A 17,011-nucleotide genomic window follows, 5' to 3' on the forward strand; every position below is an offset into this window, starting at 1 on the left:
ATGACGGGCCTGACCTTCAACGAGACTGCGGCTGACGAGCGTCCCCAGGAAAACGCTCTGCTGACCCTCGAAACGACCGTGGATGAAGGGTGGATCGACTACAATGGCCACATGACCGAGTGGCAGTATTACAAATTGCTTGCCGATTCAGGGGAGAACTTTCTGCGCGCGATGGGGTTTAGCGAGGAGTACCGCCTGAAAGGCTTCAGTTTCTTTTCCGTGGAGGGCCATCTGAGAAATCTCAGGGAGTGCCGGCTTGGAACGCCCATCAGAATCTATACGGAAACGATCGGCGTCGACGATCTTCGCCTTCATATCTATCAGTATGTCATTGACGTCACCCGCGATCTCGTTCTTGCCACCGGCGAACATATGATGATCCATGTGGATACGGACAGACGCCGCGCTATTCGGGTCGACCACTACATGAAGGGATGTCTGCAAACTGCCTTGCAAAAATGGCGGCCGCTGAAGATGCCGAAGGGGCTGCACGCCTCCATCACCGCTGCCAAATCAGCAACGGATTCGCTCGTGGGTGCTCACTCATGAGTTCCGTGGGCGGCCCACACGAGCCGCCTACCTCTTTAAGAAAGCGGAGTGCAGCAATTCCTCCTCGCGCTTGGAAAGATTGAGTGGATTACTACGCGGCAGTCGTCTCACCTGCAGATAGCCCATGAATGAAAGCACAGCCAACCTTGATCGCAAGCTGCCGCCTTTTTACCTGGTCCCGCCTTCGAGCAGCGGGGCCAGAGTCGGCAGCTCAATTGCGAGCTGAGCTCCAGGCTCACCTTCTTGATCTGGTCGGAGCACTGGCGCATCAGGATGCGGCCGACTTCGGTCGAGCCGGTGAAGCTGATCTTGCGCACCTTGTCGTTGCCGCAAAGCTCCTTGCCGATCGCAGACGTCTTCGCCGACGATGACGTTGAAGACACCGGCGGGAACGCCGGCCTTTTCAGCGAGAACGGCAAGCGCGATGGCCGAAAGCGGCGTCTGCTCGGCCGGCTTGGAAACGACGGTGCAGCCGACGGCGAGCGCCGGAGCGATCTTGCGGTTGATCATCGCCGCAGGGAAATTCCAGGGGTGATCGAGATGCGTCCGCCACCGGCGACGGTGAGTTCACCAGGATGACGTGCGTCAAAGACCCCCTCAATCTGCCTGCATGTAATCCGCCACACTGTAGCAATGGCTCGCCTGATAGGCGTTCCGCCCGCGGTTCATGTGCGTCAGGTTGAACGTGCGGATGGCGCGCACCACGCGGCGGCCCCCGAGGAATTTGCGGATCGAGACAGAGCCGCGCACATTGATGCCGAAAATGTCCGCACCACGCGGGAAGAAATAACTGACGTCCTCTGGCATCGCGACGCTTTGCTCGAGAAAGGGTTCGTCCACCCGGCTCGGCGTTGCTGAACGATCTGTAGTGAAATCCGAAAGATGCACGATGAATCTGGCGCGGATATCGTCGCCTTGAGCATAGAGCGTGAAAAGCTCCATCCAGCTCGCATTGACGCGTACGAGCGGCTTGTCCGAGGTCGATGGCAGACAGGAAACCGACCAGTAGTAGCGCTCGGTCTTGCACAGCAAAGGAATGCAGTTTGGACCGTATAGCCCGAGAATCTCCAGCACTTTTCCCGCTTGCGCGCGACTAAGTAGCTTCTCAAATCGAGCGACATATTTGAAGCGCTGTTCCAGGGACTCTGAGCGGTCGCCCGCGTCCGGCAAGTCGATCTGCCCGCTATCCAATCTCGCTGCTGCTCAAGATCAAGGAATTGCCGCACACCGGTGGTTCTGGGGCGAGAAGTCGTGCCCATGTCAGGCACTCTGCGAAATTCGTGTGCTCGTCATCGGCCGGCTCCTGTGTTGTCGCCTGGGCGGTTGCGATTCTAAGCATCGCGCCCAATGCGCCTCCGAATGATACGTCGCGGACGGAGAATTTGGAACGGCTGCGCGACCACGAGGAGAAAGTCGCCTCACCGTTCGCCGCCTTCGCAACGGCTTGACTTCAAGGCTGATATTGCCGGCTCTGCAAAGCGGCGGCTTCTGGGATCAGAGTTCGATCTACACGATGGCCGCAATGAGCGCACAATGCTGCCGTTCACAGACTTAGGCGTGGACGTCGACTCAGGGCGGACAAAATCGCGCACCCATGACCCTATGCACGGCTTGTTGCAAGGATATACCCACGTTCTGGAGAAGATCGCATAATGTATCGAGCGGGACCTCGCGCGCTGATCCTTCCGCGGCAGTATCCTCCTAAGACAGCATCTCGAGACCGTGTTTCCGGACGATCGAAAGCAGCTTCAATGCGGGGCCGCTGGGTCGCTTCGCGCCAGTTTCCCACTTTTGCACGGTGGACTCGCTGGTGTTGAGGTAGCGCGCGAAAACTGGCTGGCTGACATGATTGTTCTCGCGCAGCGCCTTGATCTCGCCCGGCGTCAGATCTTGCGGGATGGACAGGCAAGTCTGATCGAAGGTCTTCATGGTTTCCTTGTCGATGGTGCCCGCCGCGTACATATCTTCGACAGCGCTGTGGATCGCCTCAAAGGCATCGCTTTTGAATTTGCGCTTAGTCGCCATTGGAAGTCTCCAATAGGGCGCCGGTCCCGATTTCGGCATCAAGCTCGGCCTGGGTCTTGCGCCGATAGAGTTCGGCGAGCTTCCGGAAAGCAAGGAGTTCGTCGTCATCGATGTTTGCGCGGTCCTTTTTCGCAAACAGGTAGGCGAACACCCAGTACTCACCGGCTTTCGCCAGAACGATCGACCGATGCATGTTGTCGTTGAGCCACACGTGCGACTTGCTCAATCGCTTTGCAAAGGGCCTTGTCGGAGATCCGCGCTTTCTTCGCTGCCTTGGAAAACCACGCCGTTTTGAAAGTCCGTTCTGACATCGCTTCATATAGCACTAGGTGCTACAACTATCAAGTTGTCGGGAAAATTGCGCAGACTACGCTGCTTCGCATGCCTGATGGATGTGGGTGGCAGCAAGGCACCCATTCGCGGCTAGACTGAAATACGCTCCATACAAACTGCCTTTACGACCTTCTGCAATATCCTCACGCGTTCGACCAGCCAGACGAGTTCCTCGTTGCTGATTGTGTATTTCGACGAATATCGCGCTTCGACATAGGCTCGCGACAGCAACTCAAAGCAGCGCCGTGAAAACCGGCTGTCACGCGGCCATGCTTCCACCAGCCGATTATCCATCCCCTCGGCCTGGGAGCGCAGCACCTTTATCCGATGAGACTTGGGGCTGTAGAGCGTCAGGACCAGCAGCGCGCAGTGATAGGCCTTTTCAGTTGCTTGATGGAGATTGAAGGCAGCGTGACGCGGTACACCGTCGGCTATACTCGTTTCAGCGAGCTTGACCGAGTGAACGGCTAACTCAAACCAGGCATCGAAATATTTGCTTGCTTCGGCGCGCCTCTCCTCAGCCGTCAGCGGCTTCGGCTGCGCCAGCGGATGGCCGGGCTCCTCGTAGAGGGGAATGCCGTCTCTGGCGATGTCGACGAAGAAGGGGCGACCGCGGGAGAGCTGGTCGTTGACATCGGCCAGCGTGTGGACGATCGGCACGACCGGGGTTTCGATGCGATGCGCGATCTGCTCCGTCAACAGCCGCTCCTCGATGTTCTCCCAGAGCTCCTGCTCCTCGGCAAAGGACTTGCTGTTGACGACGATCAACAGATCGTAGTCGGAGCGATAGCCGCTCAGGTGATCCTCGACCCAGTCGCCGCGGCCATAAGAACCATACAGAATGACCTTCAGGACCCTGCCGGCATGGCGCTTGGCCGACAGCTTGCTGGCCTGGAAGCCTTCGACCTCGGCAAACAGGATCTGAAGGATGCGCGCCAGTTCGCGCCGCTTCCTGTCCGGCAGATGTTCGATATGGTCGGTCAGGGTCAAAGCCGCGTCAAAGCCTTCGGTCAGAATCGCATCCATCGTAGCGGTTCCATGGTGATTGCACACCAAATCCTTTTACGGGATTTCTTTCATGAGAACAATTCAAGGGTGTGCTCATCGCACGATACATCCGTGTTTGCGCGCCTGTCCGTATTCAAAGCGTCATCTTGGCGGCGTCGCTCTCGACGGATCCAGGTAATGAGGCTATGGCGAGGACAAAGCCACGACGCGGCTTGCCCGCATCACCTCACTCGCTAGAGCTCAAGGTTCTGACAATATGAAAAAGCCGCAACGAAGGTTCGTTGTCGAATTGAAATCCGGCCGCCGGCGGCAGACATCGAAACCGGTCTCGATCTGGGGTAATCTGGATCTCAAGGCTGTGTCGGCTGCGGTCGACGCTGAGATTTCCGGCCACGCCGGTCATCAGATCGCAGACAGCGCAATGTCTTCGACGCGCGTGTCTCCCGCAGGAACGCCCGTATTGACAACACCACTGGAGCAGCCAAGAACGGTGTCGGCACCACAGGAGGGATTAATGGCCAACGAAACCAACACGACTGTCAATAGCGAGCCCGTGACCAGCGATGCGGCCATAGTGGCGGAGCCAAAGAACCAGCGTGCGCCGCGCGCCAAGAAGGTGGCGCCCGAGACGGCAAGTGCCGATGTCAAGGTCGAGACCAAGGCACCCGCTGCACCGGCAAAGCGGGGCAGACCGGCACGGGCTGGCAAAACCACGCCGATGGCCGCAGATGTTGCAGGCAAGGCGAAGCGGGTTGGCAAGACACGCGCTGCAAAGCCCAGCCCCGCCGCGATGCCTGCGCCGATCTCGGCTGCTGACGACATGGCAGAGTTGCTGCGGCTGGAGGAGGAAAACCAGATGCTGCGCAAGTCGCTTGCAGAAAAGCTGCGTCAGGAAAACGCCGATCTGCGCAAGCGCCTCGGTCTTGCCTGACAGTCTTGGCTGATTGGCTGTCTGAAACGTGTCGGCGACGGCCGAGCGCATTTAGTCCTGCTCCCCCTTGGCCATGAACATCGGCGACGGTCGATCCGCGGCCGATGCCGTTCAAGGGCTGCTCGGCTGCAGGAAACAAGCGGAGATTGGGGAAGATGGTGGCGTCGCCTTGGAAATTTCTCGTTGGGCTGACGAGACGACATGGCAAGGACAATGAGCGCACGTCCGTTAAGGACCGATCAGAGACACCGGTCGCCAATCAGACGCAGGAGCCGTCTCAGCTCCAGCCACCAGCATCGGTGCCACCCACCGATGCTGCACAGGACACCGCCAATCCGGTCGATGTACATTCGACCGACTCTGACGATATTCCCAATATTGAGAAGGTCGTTGAACCGACTGGTCCGGACAAATCAGCCTTGTGTGAGGTCACCGATCTCGCTTCGACGACGCGCTTCGGTTTGCAAACCGATTTTGTCGAGCTGTCGGCGGCAGCGAAGCCTCGCAAGGCGCGGGCGGTTCGAAAGAAAAACGCGTCTGCCGAGATCCAGTCGGCACCATCAACGACCGTTGCTGCTTCAAACGAACTCCAGGACCTCGATGACGAGATCCGACAGCTGCGCCGACAGTTGGCGAAGAAGCTTCAACGTCAAAACGCCCAGCTGAGAACGATGCTGGAGCGATTTGACCGATAGATAACGAGCATGTCTCTCGAACTGCTCGCCAATGCACTGATTTGGATTGAGACGATCTGAGGAAACCACTCTCAATTCGAATCCCTTCATGGCGAGCACCCCTGGCTCACACGGCCCAGTAGGGAACGTACCTTGCGTTTCTCCTGCCCTGATCCGGGTCCGCAGGTGCGATACGGCCGAGCTTGATCGATTCCGCGATAATTGCGGATACTGCCTGATACTCTTCCGCCGGAAGCGAGAACCGTTCTCTTAGGGTTGCATTACTCATGTAGTCATGGGTTAGCCAGCGCAGAACGCAGTGGAAGAAGCACGCTCTCATCTTCTCTGCCTTCGACATCTGGCTGAAGCTTTTGGGCGCGAACAGTACGACACGCATTGAGTTCTCTGACGAGATGAAATCCGGGGCGGGGAGATGCTCCGCTTCAATCTCGATCAGCGTCTTGTCGAGCCCGCCACCGCGTTCCTCGCAAAGGCCGAATGAACGCATCGTGGCTGCCAGCTTTTCGTTTCGGGAGCGGCGTTCATCGAGTATCCGGTCGGTATTGATCAGAGAGTTGCCCGGGTTGCTGACCTCAATCCGGTTATCATAAATCTCGACCACGGGGCCGACACCGGTCGCCATGAAATCCTGGTGGATGAGTGCGTTGGCAATCACTTCCCGGATGGCTGTTTCCGGGAAGTGCGGAACCATGCGTCGTACTCCCTCGATGTAGCGTTCGTCTTTGGGCAGGCGTTCCATCAGGAATTTCATCATACCGGTGAAGCCGACCGCGTAGCCCTTTTTACCTTCCTGTTCGAAGTCGGACCGAGATTTGTCACGGCCGACATATTTGACGATGCGAACGGCTTTCCCGGCGATGGACGGAAAGGCCGTGACATCGCGGGCCAGCATAATCGCGCCGAGGTTGGTAATGTCGAACCGGCCTTCAAGATTATCCAGTACAAACCCTCGATCCGCCATTTTGCGGATCACCTCTTCTTGGCTCTTCGGCCTTGGCTCGCCGGTCAAATCGAACATAGGATCTGGATCGAGCAGGGCGAAGACGTCTTCCGTGCTCGCGTTGGATGTAGCAACAGCTGTTTCGAAGCGGCGTCTTCCGGTCGCTATCCAGAGCGCCCGCTCGTGCTCGGGAAATTCGGCGAGCTTTTTCTTGTTTTCGCCGATCCGGACGAATTCCGTACCGCTGAACTTTACCGGCCGTTCATAGGACGGTTCGATGGCAATCACGGAATATGCAAGACCGTCGCACGAGAAATCCAGAACCTCGATGAGGACACGCGGCTCGATCATCCGGCTCAGCCAATTGGTGAAATCCTCGTTCCCTTGTTTTAGCTGTTGCAAGCGGAGTTCGGTCCCCACGCGTTTTTTCGTGTGGTCCTCCACTCCGAAGACAAGGAAAGCACGATCCCTGCCAGCCAGCATGGCTGAATTCGCGAGGGCTGAAACATACTCACCAATCTCGCGCGGATCCTTGTTGTTGACCTTGAATTCCAGCCAGGCACTTTCGTTCGGCTCTTGAAGTAACCGGTTGAGCAATGCGCATGGATCATGGATTGGCATTTCGCGTCCTCATTTTATCCCCCTTATATCAGATTCGACCCTGTCGTAACGGTCCATCGAGGAAATCCGCAAGAATTTTTCCAGCAAAAACAATGCGATGGTAATAAGATTCGGGCGAAAGTTTTTATCCTCGTTTTGAACCAGTGAGGGAGGAGCAGGGCAACTGATGACCCAGGCGCGTTTTATCCCCCTTTAGTCGGGATCGCTATTGCTTAAGCATCAAGTGTCGAAACAAATCAAACAAAAACAATATGATGCAGACTGCCATTGGGTTTGAACAATATCGCCGTTATGTCGGAAACGCGGTGATGATGACGCGATGAGCGCCGCCATGTGCCCGATTGTGACCGAGAGACGCCGGAAGCGTGATGGCATCACAACTCGACATGTTTGCACCGTCGCCGGCGGAGCACGAGGTGACTGTTGTAAGACTACGGTCGGAGACGAAGCGGCGCGGGGGATCGACTATCGGATCGGGCTCGGGGTTGCCTGGAACAAAGAGGACCCAACCGCCTCGCGCGACGATATCGTCGATTTCGCCCGGTCGCTGGCGCGGGCAGGGCGGTGAGCGCGACCGCGTTCAGCTAATCCCCTGACTGCTCCTCCGCCGGTCTGCCGTGTTTGGTTGGCCTGCCTGCCGTTGACCATCTCTTTTGCCGCTCGCGCCTCGCGTCCTGCCCCGGCTTTTGGTCCTGCCGGGCCCACGCTGCCCCGCAACGGCTTCGCCGTCCTCCACTTTCGTTGTGGCCCTATCGGGTGCGGGCCAGCGCTTAAAGCCCGGCATTCGGACCGCCGTAGCAGGTCGCGATGGTCGCGACCTCAAACGGAGGTTCAAACATGACGAGGCAGCCCACAAAGCAACGATCCGATCTCTACAGCCGCATCACCGACAAGATCGTCGCCGAGCTCGAACAGGGCGTGCGACCCTGGATGCAGCCCTGGAACACGACACAGGCAAGCGACCAGATCACTCGACCGCTGCGCCACAATGGCCAACCCTATTCCGGCATCAACGTCCTCATCCTCTGGTCCGAAGCCATCGCACGCGGTTTCTCCTCGGCCACCTGGATGACCTTTCGTCAGGCCCTCGAATTCGGGGCCGCGGTGCGCAAAGGCGAGACCGGCACGACGGTCGTCTTTGCCAGCTCGTTCCTCCGGACCGAAACCAGTGAGACTGGCGAGGCGGTCGAACACGACCTCCCGTTTCTGAAAGCCTACACGGTCTTCAACGCCGACCAGATCGACGGACTGGGCGCGCGCTTTCGGCAAGTCGCACCGGTTCCAGATCCGATTGCCCGCATCGGATATGCCGACCGCTTCTTTGCCAACACCGGTGCCCTGATCCGGCATGGCGGATCGTCGGCCTACTACGCACCGGCCCGCGATTACATCCAGATGCCAGCCTTCGAAGCCTTCCGGGATGCGCGGTCCTATGTCGCCGTCTTGAGTCATGAGCTGACACACTGGACGGCAGCCCCGCATCGTCTCGATCGTGACCTCAGCCGTTACGGCAAGGACAACAGCGAACGCGCCCGCGAGGAACTGATCGCCGAACTCGGCAGTTGCTTCCTCTGCGCCGATCTCGGCATTGTTCCAGAACTCGAACCACGGCCTGACCATGCGAGCTATCTCGCCTCCTGGCTCAAGCTTCTCTCAGGCGACAAGCGGGCGATCTTTACCGCCGCCAGCCACGCGCAACGCGCGGTCAGCTACCTGCACCATCTGCAGCCCGAGCATGAGGAAGGGGAGGCGGCGTGAGCCGCTTCTTCCTTCACTGGAATAGCGCGCAAAGGGCTGGCTCTCGGAAAGGACATCACTCGCAACCTGGCAGACAGAGCGCGCCATGTCGGCATGCCGGTATGGCAAGCTTCCCGGAGCGGCGGCGCCGTTTCCCCAACGCTGAAGATTGTTGTGTAATGCGCTCTGCATCACATTCTGTTCCACATCGAAAGGAAACGCACATGGCCGCCATTAATGCCCGAAAGGAAACGCCCGTTTCCATGCGCTTCCGCGATGACGATCTCGCGATCATTGATCGTGGCGCGGCCCTGACCGGGCTCTCGCGGACCGAGTTCATGCGCCGGGCCGCGGTGCAGGAAGCGCAGGCTGCTATTCTCAACGCGAGTGTCATTCGTGTTTCCCCCGATGCCTCCGAAGCCTTTATCGCTGCCATCGAAGCGCCGCCGGTTGCAGCACCCGCCAAGGTGGCCGAGCGCTTGCAGCGTCAAGCGCCCTGGGAATATTGACGCCTTGGGTTGTCGAAGATCGAGCCGCTTGAGGAGCGCCATCGTTTGGGATCGTTCAGCTGTGGCAAGCCTGCCCTCGATATCTGGCTTGCCACCTTTGCCCGATCGAACCGCCAGCACGGTTTCACAAGAGTGTTTGTCATCCATGACGACGACGTGGTCGTCGGTTATTATGGACTTGCTCCGACCGTTGTTGCGCCGAATATCGTCGCCCGCAAAATCCGAACCGGCCAGCCACCGGACCCGATCCCCTGCCTGCTGATCGGTCAGCTTGCAGTCGACCACCGCCATATCGGTCGCGGTATCGGTACGGCGCTTGTCCGGGACGCGTTTCGCCGCTGCATAGCCGGCGCGGATCTCGTCGGTGGGCGGGCGATCGTCGTTCGCGCCATCGATGAACAAGCGGAGCGTTTCTGGCAGAGCTGGGGCTTTATTTCGTCACTCGACAACCAATCCATTCTCGTGCGCTCGATGACCGACATCAGAGCGTGGCTGGCGTCCTCCTGGATGTAGCCAGCCCCTGCGGCTCATTTTCCGGGCTTCTCGAGGCCACGACGCTCTTACCCGCCGGCCGCTCAAAACCATTCCCGTTCTTTATGTCGCCTTTCTAAGGGACCGACCGCGATCAGCGTCAACCCGCAAGGGGTTTCCCTGCGCTTTCGCTCCGGTGACGCCTGCGGCTCGCCCCCTTCTTCGGGCGCCATCGGGAATGGTCCCGAGCAACCGAAGGAGTAACTGACATGGCCACCACAATCGCAACCCTGACGCAGAAGACCGACGGCAGCTTCGAAGGCGTCTTCGCCACCATCCGGGTCAATGCGCCGATCGCCATTGTCCCGAATGCCAACAAGGCAAGCGAGGAAGCCCCCGACTACCGCATCATCCATCGCAAGACCGGCTTCGAGATTGGTGCGGCCTGGAATCGTATCTCTCGCCAGACCGGCGAGGAATACCTCTCCGTCAAGCTCGAGGCGCCCGAGATCGGCGTCATCTTCGGCAACCTTGCAGCGGCCCCCGGCGGCGATCCGAACCGCAAGGTCATCCTCTGGAACAACCCGGCCTGAGCCGGACGCCGGCCCCGCGGGGCCGGCACAACCATCCGAGCCGAAGAACTGCGATGATGATCACCAAAGATTGGATCCACGTCGCCCTTGATAGACAGCGGTTCCGTCCACGCTATTCCGGCCGTTTCGTGCCGACGAAAGATCGACCGACGGGTCAGGCTCAAAACTTTCCTTCGCCCATCATCAAAAGTCGTAGCAGTTCCTCAGTGAAGACCTGTCGCCGATTATGCGACTGATCTCCTGTCGGGGATAGGTTTCGGCATATATCCGCGCGAACGCTTCTTTCTCAGGAGTTCGAGGAAAAGCCTGACCGCCTCTTCCTCCCGCGCAAAGTGATGCACCAGCCTCTGACCGCCGGCGCCGATGCGCCCCCACCGACGGATGAGGCACGCTTCGCCGAACAGCGTCGGCTCGATCGACATGGCATAATAGCGGGCCATGTTTTTGGTGGCGTCCGTGCGTTCAATGTAAAGCTGGTAGGGCTGCGCGATCATGGCGGCCAAGATTGCTGAGAGCCGACTCCCCGTCCAACGAGAGATTTGAATCGATCAACCTCGATCGATTCATGACCGTGATGAGTTGGTCGACACGCGGCACGCTTCGGGCGAGCCGGTTGTGGCAGGCGGTACTACTCGCTGGCGCTCACGGAGCCCGCACGTTGTCTCCGTCCATGGGTCACATCCCGTGTCGCCGCTGCGCCTGCGCCCCTCTTCGTCTCATGGCCGCTGACAGAGCTTTCATTGCATCCGATGTCAGGCTGCATCATAGGAATTTGCGAACTCGCGGTCGGCATAATAGCGCAACTTTCTGCCGATGATGGGTCGCCGACCTGCTAGAAACAAAAGCTCCGCTTCAGCGGGCAGGTTGCGCACTTCGTCGGGTGTCAGAAGAGCGCGTCCGGTGCGCTGTTCGGTGTAGGAAATTCCGGATTTCTCGGCGTCCAATGCGAGTGCCATCGTTCGAAAGGCAATTGTCTCCTGTCCCAACAGGTCGGATACCAAGCGGGCGCTCTCATGATCGTTTATGCCGAACACCTGGAGCACGCCGGCATTCGACAGGAAGGTGCCGGCCCGTCGCCCATAGGTAGCACGCAGTTGATGGATATCCTGGAGTATTGGCCACAGTTGCACGCCATAACCGGCCATCAAACCCATCGCTCGCTCGACCGGCGCGAGGTAGCCCAAGGCAGCAAACTCGTCGAGTAAATAGAGAACCGGGGCAGGTGGGCGACCTGGTGTCCGCGCAAGATCCGACAGGCTTTGCGTCACCAGCAGACGCAGCCATCTTGCATAGGGTCCGAGCCTATCCGGCGGCAGAACGAGGAACACGGTCATCGTGCGTGACTTCAGTTGCGAAAATCGAAACGCGGAGCGGGCAAGGACAGCAGTGATCCGCGGGCTGTCGAGGAAGTGCGTGTGACGTTGGGCGGCCGACAGCACGCCCGCCGCCTCCCGATCGGACTTGGCGAGATGTCGATTGGCGGCGCGGGCAACAAGGCCGTTCGCCACCGGGCTTTCCTGCATCGTTTTCAACAGAGCGCTAAAGTCGTCGGCCGCGAGCGTCAGATGATGGCGGAGCATCGAAAGATTGCAGGTGCTGCGTGGCTCGGTGCTGACGATATGCAGGATCAATCCGCCGATCAGCGCCTTTGCCTCTTCGTTCCAATGGGCTTCACCGGTTAGTCCTGGCTCGTCGAATACCAGTGCGTCGGAAAGATTGCTCGCATCATCGATGAGATCGACGCCTTGCGGGTCGAATGCATCGAGCGGGTTGAAACTGCTGTTTTGATGCTGCGTGATATCAAATGGGTCGAGGACATGCACAGGTCCGAAGCGCTCTCGCGCCCGAAACGCAATCCGGGCATTCTCACCCTTGGGATCGATGCAGATGATTGAACGATCGACATCGAGCAGATTGGGCAAAATGGTGCCGACGCCCTTGCCTGATCGGGTCGGTGCCATGGTCAGCAGATGCGCGGGTCCGTCATAACGGATAAATTTGCCAGTCTTCGCGTCACGGCCGAGAAGAAGTCCGTCGCGGGAGCGCGTCAGCAACGCCGTTTCCTTGTCGCTGCCAAATCGCGCCGAGCCGTGCGTATCGTCCGACGTTTCGCCAAAGCGAGCAACCATCGGAGCAGTCACAAGACGGAACAGCACGACGAGCCAAAAGACAGTGAAGACAGAGTCGCCGACAACCCAGAGCGCATCGCCTTTGCGGATGCCGAGCGATTGCATCAGGGCCTGCAGCCCGAAGGAAATGACTAAAAATACGAGGATGTAGAAACCCCCGAAGGCAATCAGATGATGCACTACACGGTACGGTGCGGCAATGATCGCCAGCAGCGCCCAGATTGGATCACGTGCGGCAACCATCATCATTGCCTTGAATGCGCGCCAGGTCGCCGATCTCCGTATCATGGAAGCCGCGTCTCCTGGCTTTCTACCGAAGACCGGGTCCCGGCAGGATCGAGGACCGCCGTGAACAGCTTGCGGTCGCTGTCGCGGTTGAGAAATTCGGGCAGGACGCGACGCAAAAAGCCGCGCAAGCTCTTTGCGAATTCGTCTTCGCCACGATCAAGATGCTCCATGATCAGTGTGCCAAGAAGGATCTTTCGGCGGGTGTCTTCCGTACGTTCCTGTTTGTCCAGTCTTGCCTGCAGGCTTTTCTTTTGCGCTTCAAGCTGGGCAAGCCGCTCTTCTATCGATTTCCGCACCATGTCTCTTCTCTCCTGTCGTCGCGGCGATGCGAGGCGAGGCGGCTTTTGTGGACCAATATAGTTCATAACCTTGGCGCCCCGTTCACATCGCGTCGCGTTCAGCGAAAGGGTCGTAATCCTTGCATTGTAAGCATGGAGCGAATAAATATGCAACCTATAAGGAATTTAATGAGACGAATAAACCGCTCGTCGCATTACGCAATTGAACTGATTTGGTTTGCCTAAGGGCGCACTTACGGGTTGCTGCGCAACCCAGTGCTCGGCAAGCCTGGGCCCGGCTAAGGATCGGATCGATGGCTATCTACCATCTGAGCGTAAAGCCGATAACGCGTGCCAGTGGCCGCAGTGCCGTGGCTGCTGCGGCGTATCGGTCCGGCACGAAGCTTGAAAATCAAAGCGATGGGTTGGTGCATGATTTTAGCCGCAGGGCAGGGATTGTCCATGCCGAGATCGTTCTGCCGGCGGGCGTGTCGGCAGACTGGGCAAGCGACAGGTCGGCACTGTGGAATGCGGCGGAAGCGGTCGAGAGTCGCAGGGACGCCCGCGTTGCGCGGGAGTTCGAAATTGCCTTGCCGCACGAATTGTCCGCGGAGCAACGGTTGGTGCTGACACGTGCGTTTGCGCAAGCTCTGGCTGATCGCTATCAGACCGCCGTCGACTTTGCGATCCACGAGCCGCATCAGGCGAGCGACATCCGCAATCATCATGCACACGTGATGATGACGACGCGCAAGGTGGGACCCGGTGGGCTTGGTGCCAAGACGGAGATCGAGCGTGCCAACAAGGAACTCTCCGCAGCAGGCCTTCCGACATCAACGATGCAATTGCGTGAGATCCGGCGGTCGTTCGAGCAGATGATGAACATGCATCTGGCCCGTGCCGGGTTTGACATAAGGGTGGATCATCGCTCGCACCAGGAGCGCGGCCTGGAGATCGAGCCGACCCAACATGTGGGCGTGCACGCAACTCAGATCGGTCGTGAAGGCGGCGACGTATCGCGATCGCGCATGGATGAGGCGGCAGCGCGTCGAAACGCCGCGACAATCCGCAATAGACCGGAGCAGGTTCTGGAACTGATCACCCAGGAAAAAAGCGTCTTCGATCGCCGCGACATCGCACGCACATTGCATCGCTACATCAATGACGACGCGCAGACGTTCCAGAATGCCTTCGCCAGGATCATGGCGTCTCCAGCCCTGGTGACATTGCAGCCGGAGAGGATGAGCGGATCGGATGGGCCGGAATATGCGCGCTATTCGACAAGGGAGATGATTGGCCTCGAAGCGTCAATGGCAGGCCATGCGCAAACGATGTCAAAACGTCTGCGTTACGGCGTCGATCGGCGACATGTCGAGCGGGCGATTAATGACCAGGATCGGGCGCTTCGCGCCGCCGCGGGATCGCGTTCGGGCAGCGATGAAAGGGCGGGCGAGGCGGGAACGTCATCGCAGCGTGCCGCGCGCCTGTCGGATGAGCAGCGTGCCGCGATCCATCACATCACCGGTCCGGAGCAGATTGCAGCGGTCGTGGGCTTCGCGGGTGCCGGCAAAAGCACGATGTTGGCCGCAGCCCGCCAAGCCTGGGAAGGACAAGGGTACACCGTCCACGGCGCCGCCCTGTCGGGGAAGGCGGCGGAAGGATTGGAGGAATCATCGGGTATACGAAGTCGCACACTCGCGTCCTGGGAATTCGGCTGGAAGAACGATAACGGCAGGCTCGGCCGAAGGGACGTCCTCGTCATCGATGAGGCGGGTATGGTGGGCAGCCGGCAGCTTGCCCGTTTCGTCGAGGAAGCAGAACGATCCGGCGCGAAATTCGTGCTCCTCGGTGACCACGAGCAGTTACAGGCGATAGGTGCTGGTGCGCCGTTTCGGGCGATTGCAGAGCGGATCGGCTTTGCCGGATTGTCCGATATTCGCCGCCAGCGGGAGCCATGGCAGCGCGCGGCGTCGGTTGACTTTGCCACGCACAAGACAATCGACGGACTTGATGCTTATGCAAGCCATGGCGCCATCAAGTTTGCTGACAGTCGCGAGGCGACACGTCGCATGCTCGTCGAAGATTATTTTGCTGACAGGGTTGAGCGCCCGGGTGGCACGCGCATCGTCATTGCGCACCGCCGCGCCGACGTCCGCGCCTTGAATGCCGATATCCGCTCCAGACTTCAGGAGCTTGGCGCGCTTGCCAAGGGCGGGGAGGGTGAGAGCAGGACAGGTGGAGAGGTCTTGTTCGAAACCAGGGACGGCCCACGAACCTTTGTTCCAGGGGATCGCGTGCTGTTCCTGCAGAATGACCGGGAACTTGGCGTCAAGAACGGTATGCTTGGCACCGTCCTGGCGGCGGAAAACAATTGGCTGCAGGTCAAGCTCGATGGTCGGGCGAAGGGACGTGACGGCAAGGGTCGTGTCGAGTTCTGGACGCCGCGGTACAACGCGATCGATCATGGCTACGCAACAACGATCCACAAGACGCAAGGAGCAACCGTCGACCGAACCTTCGTCCTTGCTTCGCCGACCATGGATCGCCACCTGACCTACGTCGCCATGACCCGCCACCGTGAGGGTGCCGCACTCTATGCAAGCCATGAGGAGTTCGGTGACCGGCAAGCCGGGCGATTGGTCGCGCATGGCAGGGCCCCCTATGAACATGATCCCACAAAACGCGGTAGCTATTACGTGACGTTGGAGTCACGAACGGGGCAGCGATATACCGTCTGGGGCGTCGATCTCGAACGAGCGATCGAAAGCGCTGCGCCATCGATCGGGACGAAGATCCAACTGGAGTTTCGGGGCAGTGAAACCGTCCGTCTACCCGATGGCCGGGAAGCGCGACGCAACAGTTGGGCGGTCAAGTCCGGCGACGCTGCGGCCTACGCGCAATTGCAAGCCAGGCTCAGTCGCTCGGGGGTGAAGGAGACGACGCTCGACTATATCAGGGACTTCGGTGGGCGTCGGGGAATCGGCGAACAGTTGGCCGTCGGGAGTGAAATCGAAATTGGACATAGCCTTGCTTCGGCAACTGTAGAAAAGCCTCTTGAGTGGCGCGCGACCTCCCGCGACTTCTCGAGCGCCTGGATCAAAAGCGAGGCGTCGACGGAACAGGGATCCGTTGTTAATGCCAACCGCTCCAGCACAGATCAAATCGCCTCCGCTGAAATCCGACGAGAACGAAACGGCGATGGCGACATCCGACCTGAAGGTGAGCGGGTCAACGACGGCCGCCGGCGCGGAACGTTCTCGGGCCTCAGATTGAGCAGCGCCAGCCAGCCCACGCACGCACGCGCCGCGCAACCGACGCCTGGGTGCGAAGCGTTGGCGGCGTTGTCACCCTTTGAGCAGGCTGTCGATCGATACGCTCGGGCCCTCATGTCGGCGATGAGATCGCAGGATCGGGAATTGCCGATCTTGCCGAGCCAGAAGGCAGAGCTACAGGCTGCCGGTGCACACCTCGAAAAGACGCAGCCTGGGTCGGTGGCACTGATGATATCTGCTGTTCAGCACGACGGGGGCGCTCAACATGCGATGATCGAGCGATCTGGGCGAGAGCGTGTCGTCGAAGTCATCGCGGGCATGGCGCGGGAGCAGGCAATGCAAGCAGATCCACAAGCCCGGGCGGATCGATTGATGAATAGCTGGCGATTGCTACAGGCACAGCGTCAGGAACTTGCCGCTGAACGCGGCGATGCTGCACGGGAAAAGATTGAACAGGAGATGCGCCTTTTGAGGCGCGAGATCAATCGTGATCCCGCAGTTGCATCCATCATCCGCGATCGCGCCAACAACGTCGGGCTCGAGCACCACCACGACCATCGGAGCACTGCCGGTGACACGGAGCAGAAGCGCGAGCGCGAGCGAGGCAGTGAATTCGAGCGCTAGGGGGAGAT

General features: G+C 59.3%; 14 protein-coding genes and 4 pseudogenes. 9 read left to right on the forward strand and 9 right to left on the reverse strand.

Annotation, left to right across the window (positions count from 1 at the left end):
• Complete coding sequence (locus tag NBG89_RS32135) at positions 1 to 549, forward strand: thioesterase family protein (RefSeq protein ID WP_431324943.1); 549 nt, start codon at positions 1 to 3, stop codon at positions 547 to 549.
• Positions 550 to 773: 224 nt separating this feature from the next.
• Here NBG89_RS32135 and NBG89_RS32140 read toward each other — a convergent pair.
• From NBG89_RS32140 to NBG89_RS32160, 5 genes and pseudogenes are all read right to left on the reverse strand, one after another.
• Positions 774 to 1,080: pseudogene (locus NBG89_RS32140) on the reverse strand (aldehyde dehydrogenase family protein); the annotation flags it as partial.
• Positions 1,081 to 1,146: 66 nt separating this feature from the next.
• A pseudogene (locus NBG89_RS32145) lies at positions 1,147 to 1,808 on the reverse strand (hypothetical protein).
• 442 nt (positions 1,809 to 2,250) lie between these two features.
• On the reverse strand, positions 2,251 to 2,574 hold the full coding sequence (locus NBG89_RS32150; protein WP_431324944.1) for a helix-turn-helix domain-containing protein: 324 nt from the start codon (positions 2,572 to 2,574) through the stop codon (positions 2,251 to 2,253).
• Positions 2,564 to 2,885 (reverse strand): annotated as a pseudogene (locus tag NBG89_RS32155) (type II toxin-antitoxin system RelE/ParE family toxin). Before NBG89_RS32155 ends, NBG89_RS32150 begins: the two are co-directional and overlap by 11 nt.
• Before the next feature lie 112 nt (positions 2,886 to 2,997).
• On the reverse strand, positions 2,998 to 3,933 hold the full coding sequence (locus NBG89_RS32160) for a HEPN domain-containing protein (RefSeq protein ID WP_431324945.1): 936 nt from the start codon (positions 3,931 to 3,933) through the stop codon (positions 2,998 to 3,000).
• A gap of 238 nt (positions 3,934 to 4,171) precedes the next feature.
• On the opposite strand from NBG89_RS32160, the gene NBG89_RS32165 reads away from it, so the two are divergent.
• Entirely contained in the window at positions 4,172 to 4,846 is a 675-nt protein-coding gene (locus NBG89_RS32165; protein WP_431324946.1) for a transcriptional regulator, read from the forward strand.
• A gap of 155 nt (positions 4,847 to 5,001) precedes the next feature.
• Positions 5,002 to 5,541 (forward strand): hypothetical protein, encoded by a 540-nt coding sequence (locus NBG89_RS32170; RefSeq protein WP_431324947.1) that lies wholly within the window; start codon positions 5,002 to 5,004, stop codon positions 5,539 to 5,541.
• Positions 5,542 to 5,647: 106 nt separating this feature from the next.
• On the opposite strand, the gene NBG89_RS32175 is transcribed toward NBG89_RS32170, so the two are convergent.
• Positions 5,648 to 7,096, reverse strand: coding sequence for an ATP-binding protein (locus tag NBG89_RS32175; protein WP_431324971.1), 1,449 nt, complete (start codon positions 7,094 to 7,096; stop codon positions 5,648 to 5,650).
• A 451-nt stretch (positions 7,097 to 7,547) separates the two neighbouring features.
• Here NBG89_RS32175 and NBG89_RS32180 point away from each other — a divergent pair.
• From NBG89_RS32180 to NBG89_RS32200, 5 genes and pseudogenes are all read left to right on the forward strand, one after another.
• Positions 7,548 to 7,670: pseudogene (locus NBG89_RS32180) on the forward strand (LysR family transcriptional regulator); the annotation flags it as partial.
• Positions 7,671 to 7,939: 269 nt separating this feature from the next.
• A complete protein-coding gene (locus tag NBG89_RS32185) occupies positions 7,940 to 8,860 on the forward strand; it encodes an ArdC family protein (protein ID WP_431324948.1) in 921 nt (306 codons plus the stop codon).
• 203 nt (positions 8,861 to 9,063) lie between these two features.
• The gene (locus tag NBG89_RS32190; protein ID WP_431324949.1) at positions 9,064 to 9,348 is read left to right on the forward strand and encodes a DUF1778 domain-containing protein; all 285 of its coding nucleotides are present in this window, start codon (positions 9,064 to 9,066) and stop codon (positions 9,346 to 9,348) included.
• A gap of 45 nt (positions 9,349 to 9,393) precedes the next feature.
• Positions 9,394 to 9,861, forward strand: a complete 468-nt coding sequence (locus NBG89_RS32195; RefSeq protein ID WP_431324950.1) for a GNAT family N-acetyltransferase — start codon at positions 9,394 to 9,396, stop codon at positions 9,859 to 9,861.
• Positions 9,862 to 10,088: 227 nt separating this feature from the next.
• Entirely contained in the window at positions 10,089 to 10,412 is a 324-nt protein-coding gene (locus tag NBG89_RS32200; RefSeq protein ID WP_431324951.1) for a DUF736 domain-containing protein, read from the forward strand.
• 224 nt (positions 10,413 to 10,636) lie between these two features.
• Here the strand turns inward: NBG89_RS32200 and NBG89_RS32205 are convergent, their stop codons facing one another.
• The 3 genes from NBG89_RS32205 to NBG89_RS32215 all read right to left on the reverse strand — a co-directional run bounded on the left by NBG89_RS32205 (position 10,637) and on the right by NBG89_RS32215 (position 13,128).
• Complete coding sequence (locus NBG89_RS32205) at positions 10,637 to 10,906, reverse strand: WGR domain-containing protein (protein ID WP_431324952.1); 270 nt, start codon at positions 10,904 to 10,906, stop codon at positions 10,637 to 10,639.
• 258 nt (positions 10,907 to 11,164) lie between these two features.
• The gene (locus tag NBG89_RS32210) at positions 11,165 to 12,829 is read right to left on the reverse strand and encodes a type IV secretory system conjugative DNA transfer family protein (protein ID WP_431324953.1); all 1,665 of its coding nucleotides are present in this window, start codon (positions 12,827 to 12,829) and stop codon (positions 11,165 to 11,167) included.
• Positions 12,826 to 13,128: a mobilization protein gene (locus NBG89_RS32215; RefSeq protein ID WP_431324954.1), complete on the reverse strand. Its 303-nt coding sequence runs from the start codon at positions 13,126 to 13,128 to the stop codon at positions 12,826 to 12,828. The genes NBG89_RS32210 and NBG89_RS32215 overlap by 4 nt, the downstream gene beginning before the upstream one ends.
• 293 nt (positions 13,129 to 13,421) lie before the next feature.
• Between NBG89_RS32215 and traA the strand changes: the two genes are divergently transcribed.
• Positions 13,422 to 17,003 (forward strand): Ti-type conjugative transfer relaxase TraA, encoded by a 3,582-nt coding sequence (traA, locus tag NBG89_RS32220; RefSeq protein WP_431324955.1) that lies wholly within the window; start codon positions 13,422 to 13,424, stop codon positions 17,001 to 17,003.
• The last annotated feature ends 8 nt before the right edge of the window (positions 17,004 to 17,011 follow it).

The sequence above is a fragment of the Rhizobium sp. YTU87027 genome, from assembly GCF_050644135.1.
Taxonomy (GTDB): Bacteria; Pseudomonadota; Alphaproteobacteria; order Rhizobiales; family Rhizobiaceae; genus Rhizobium.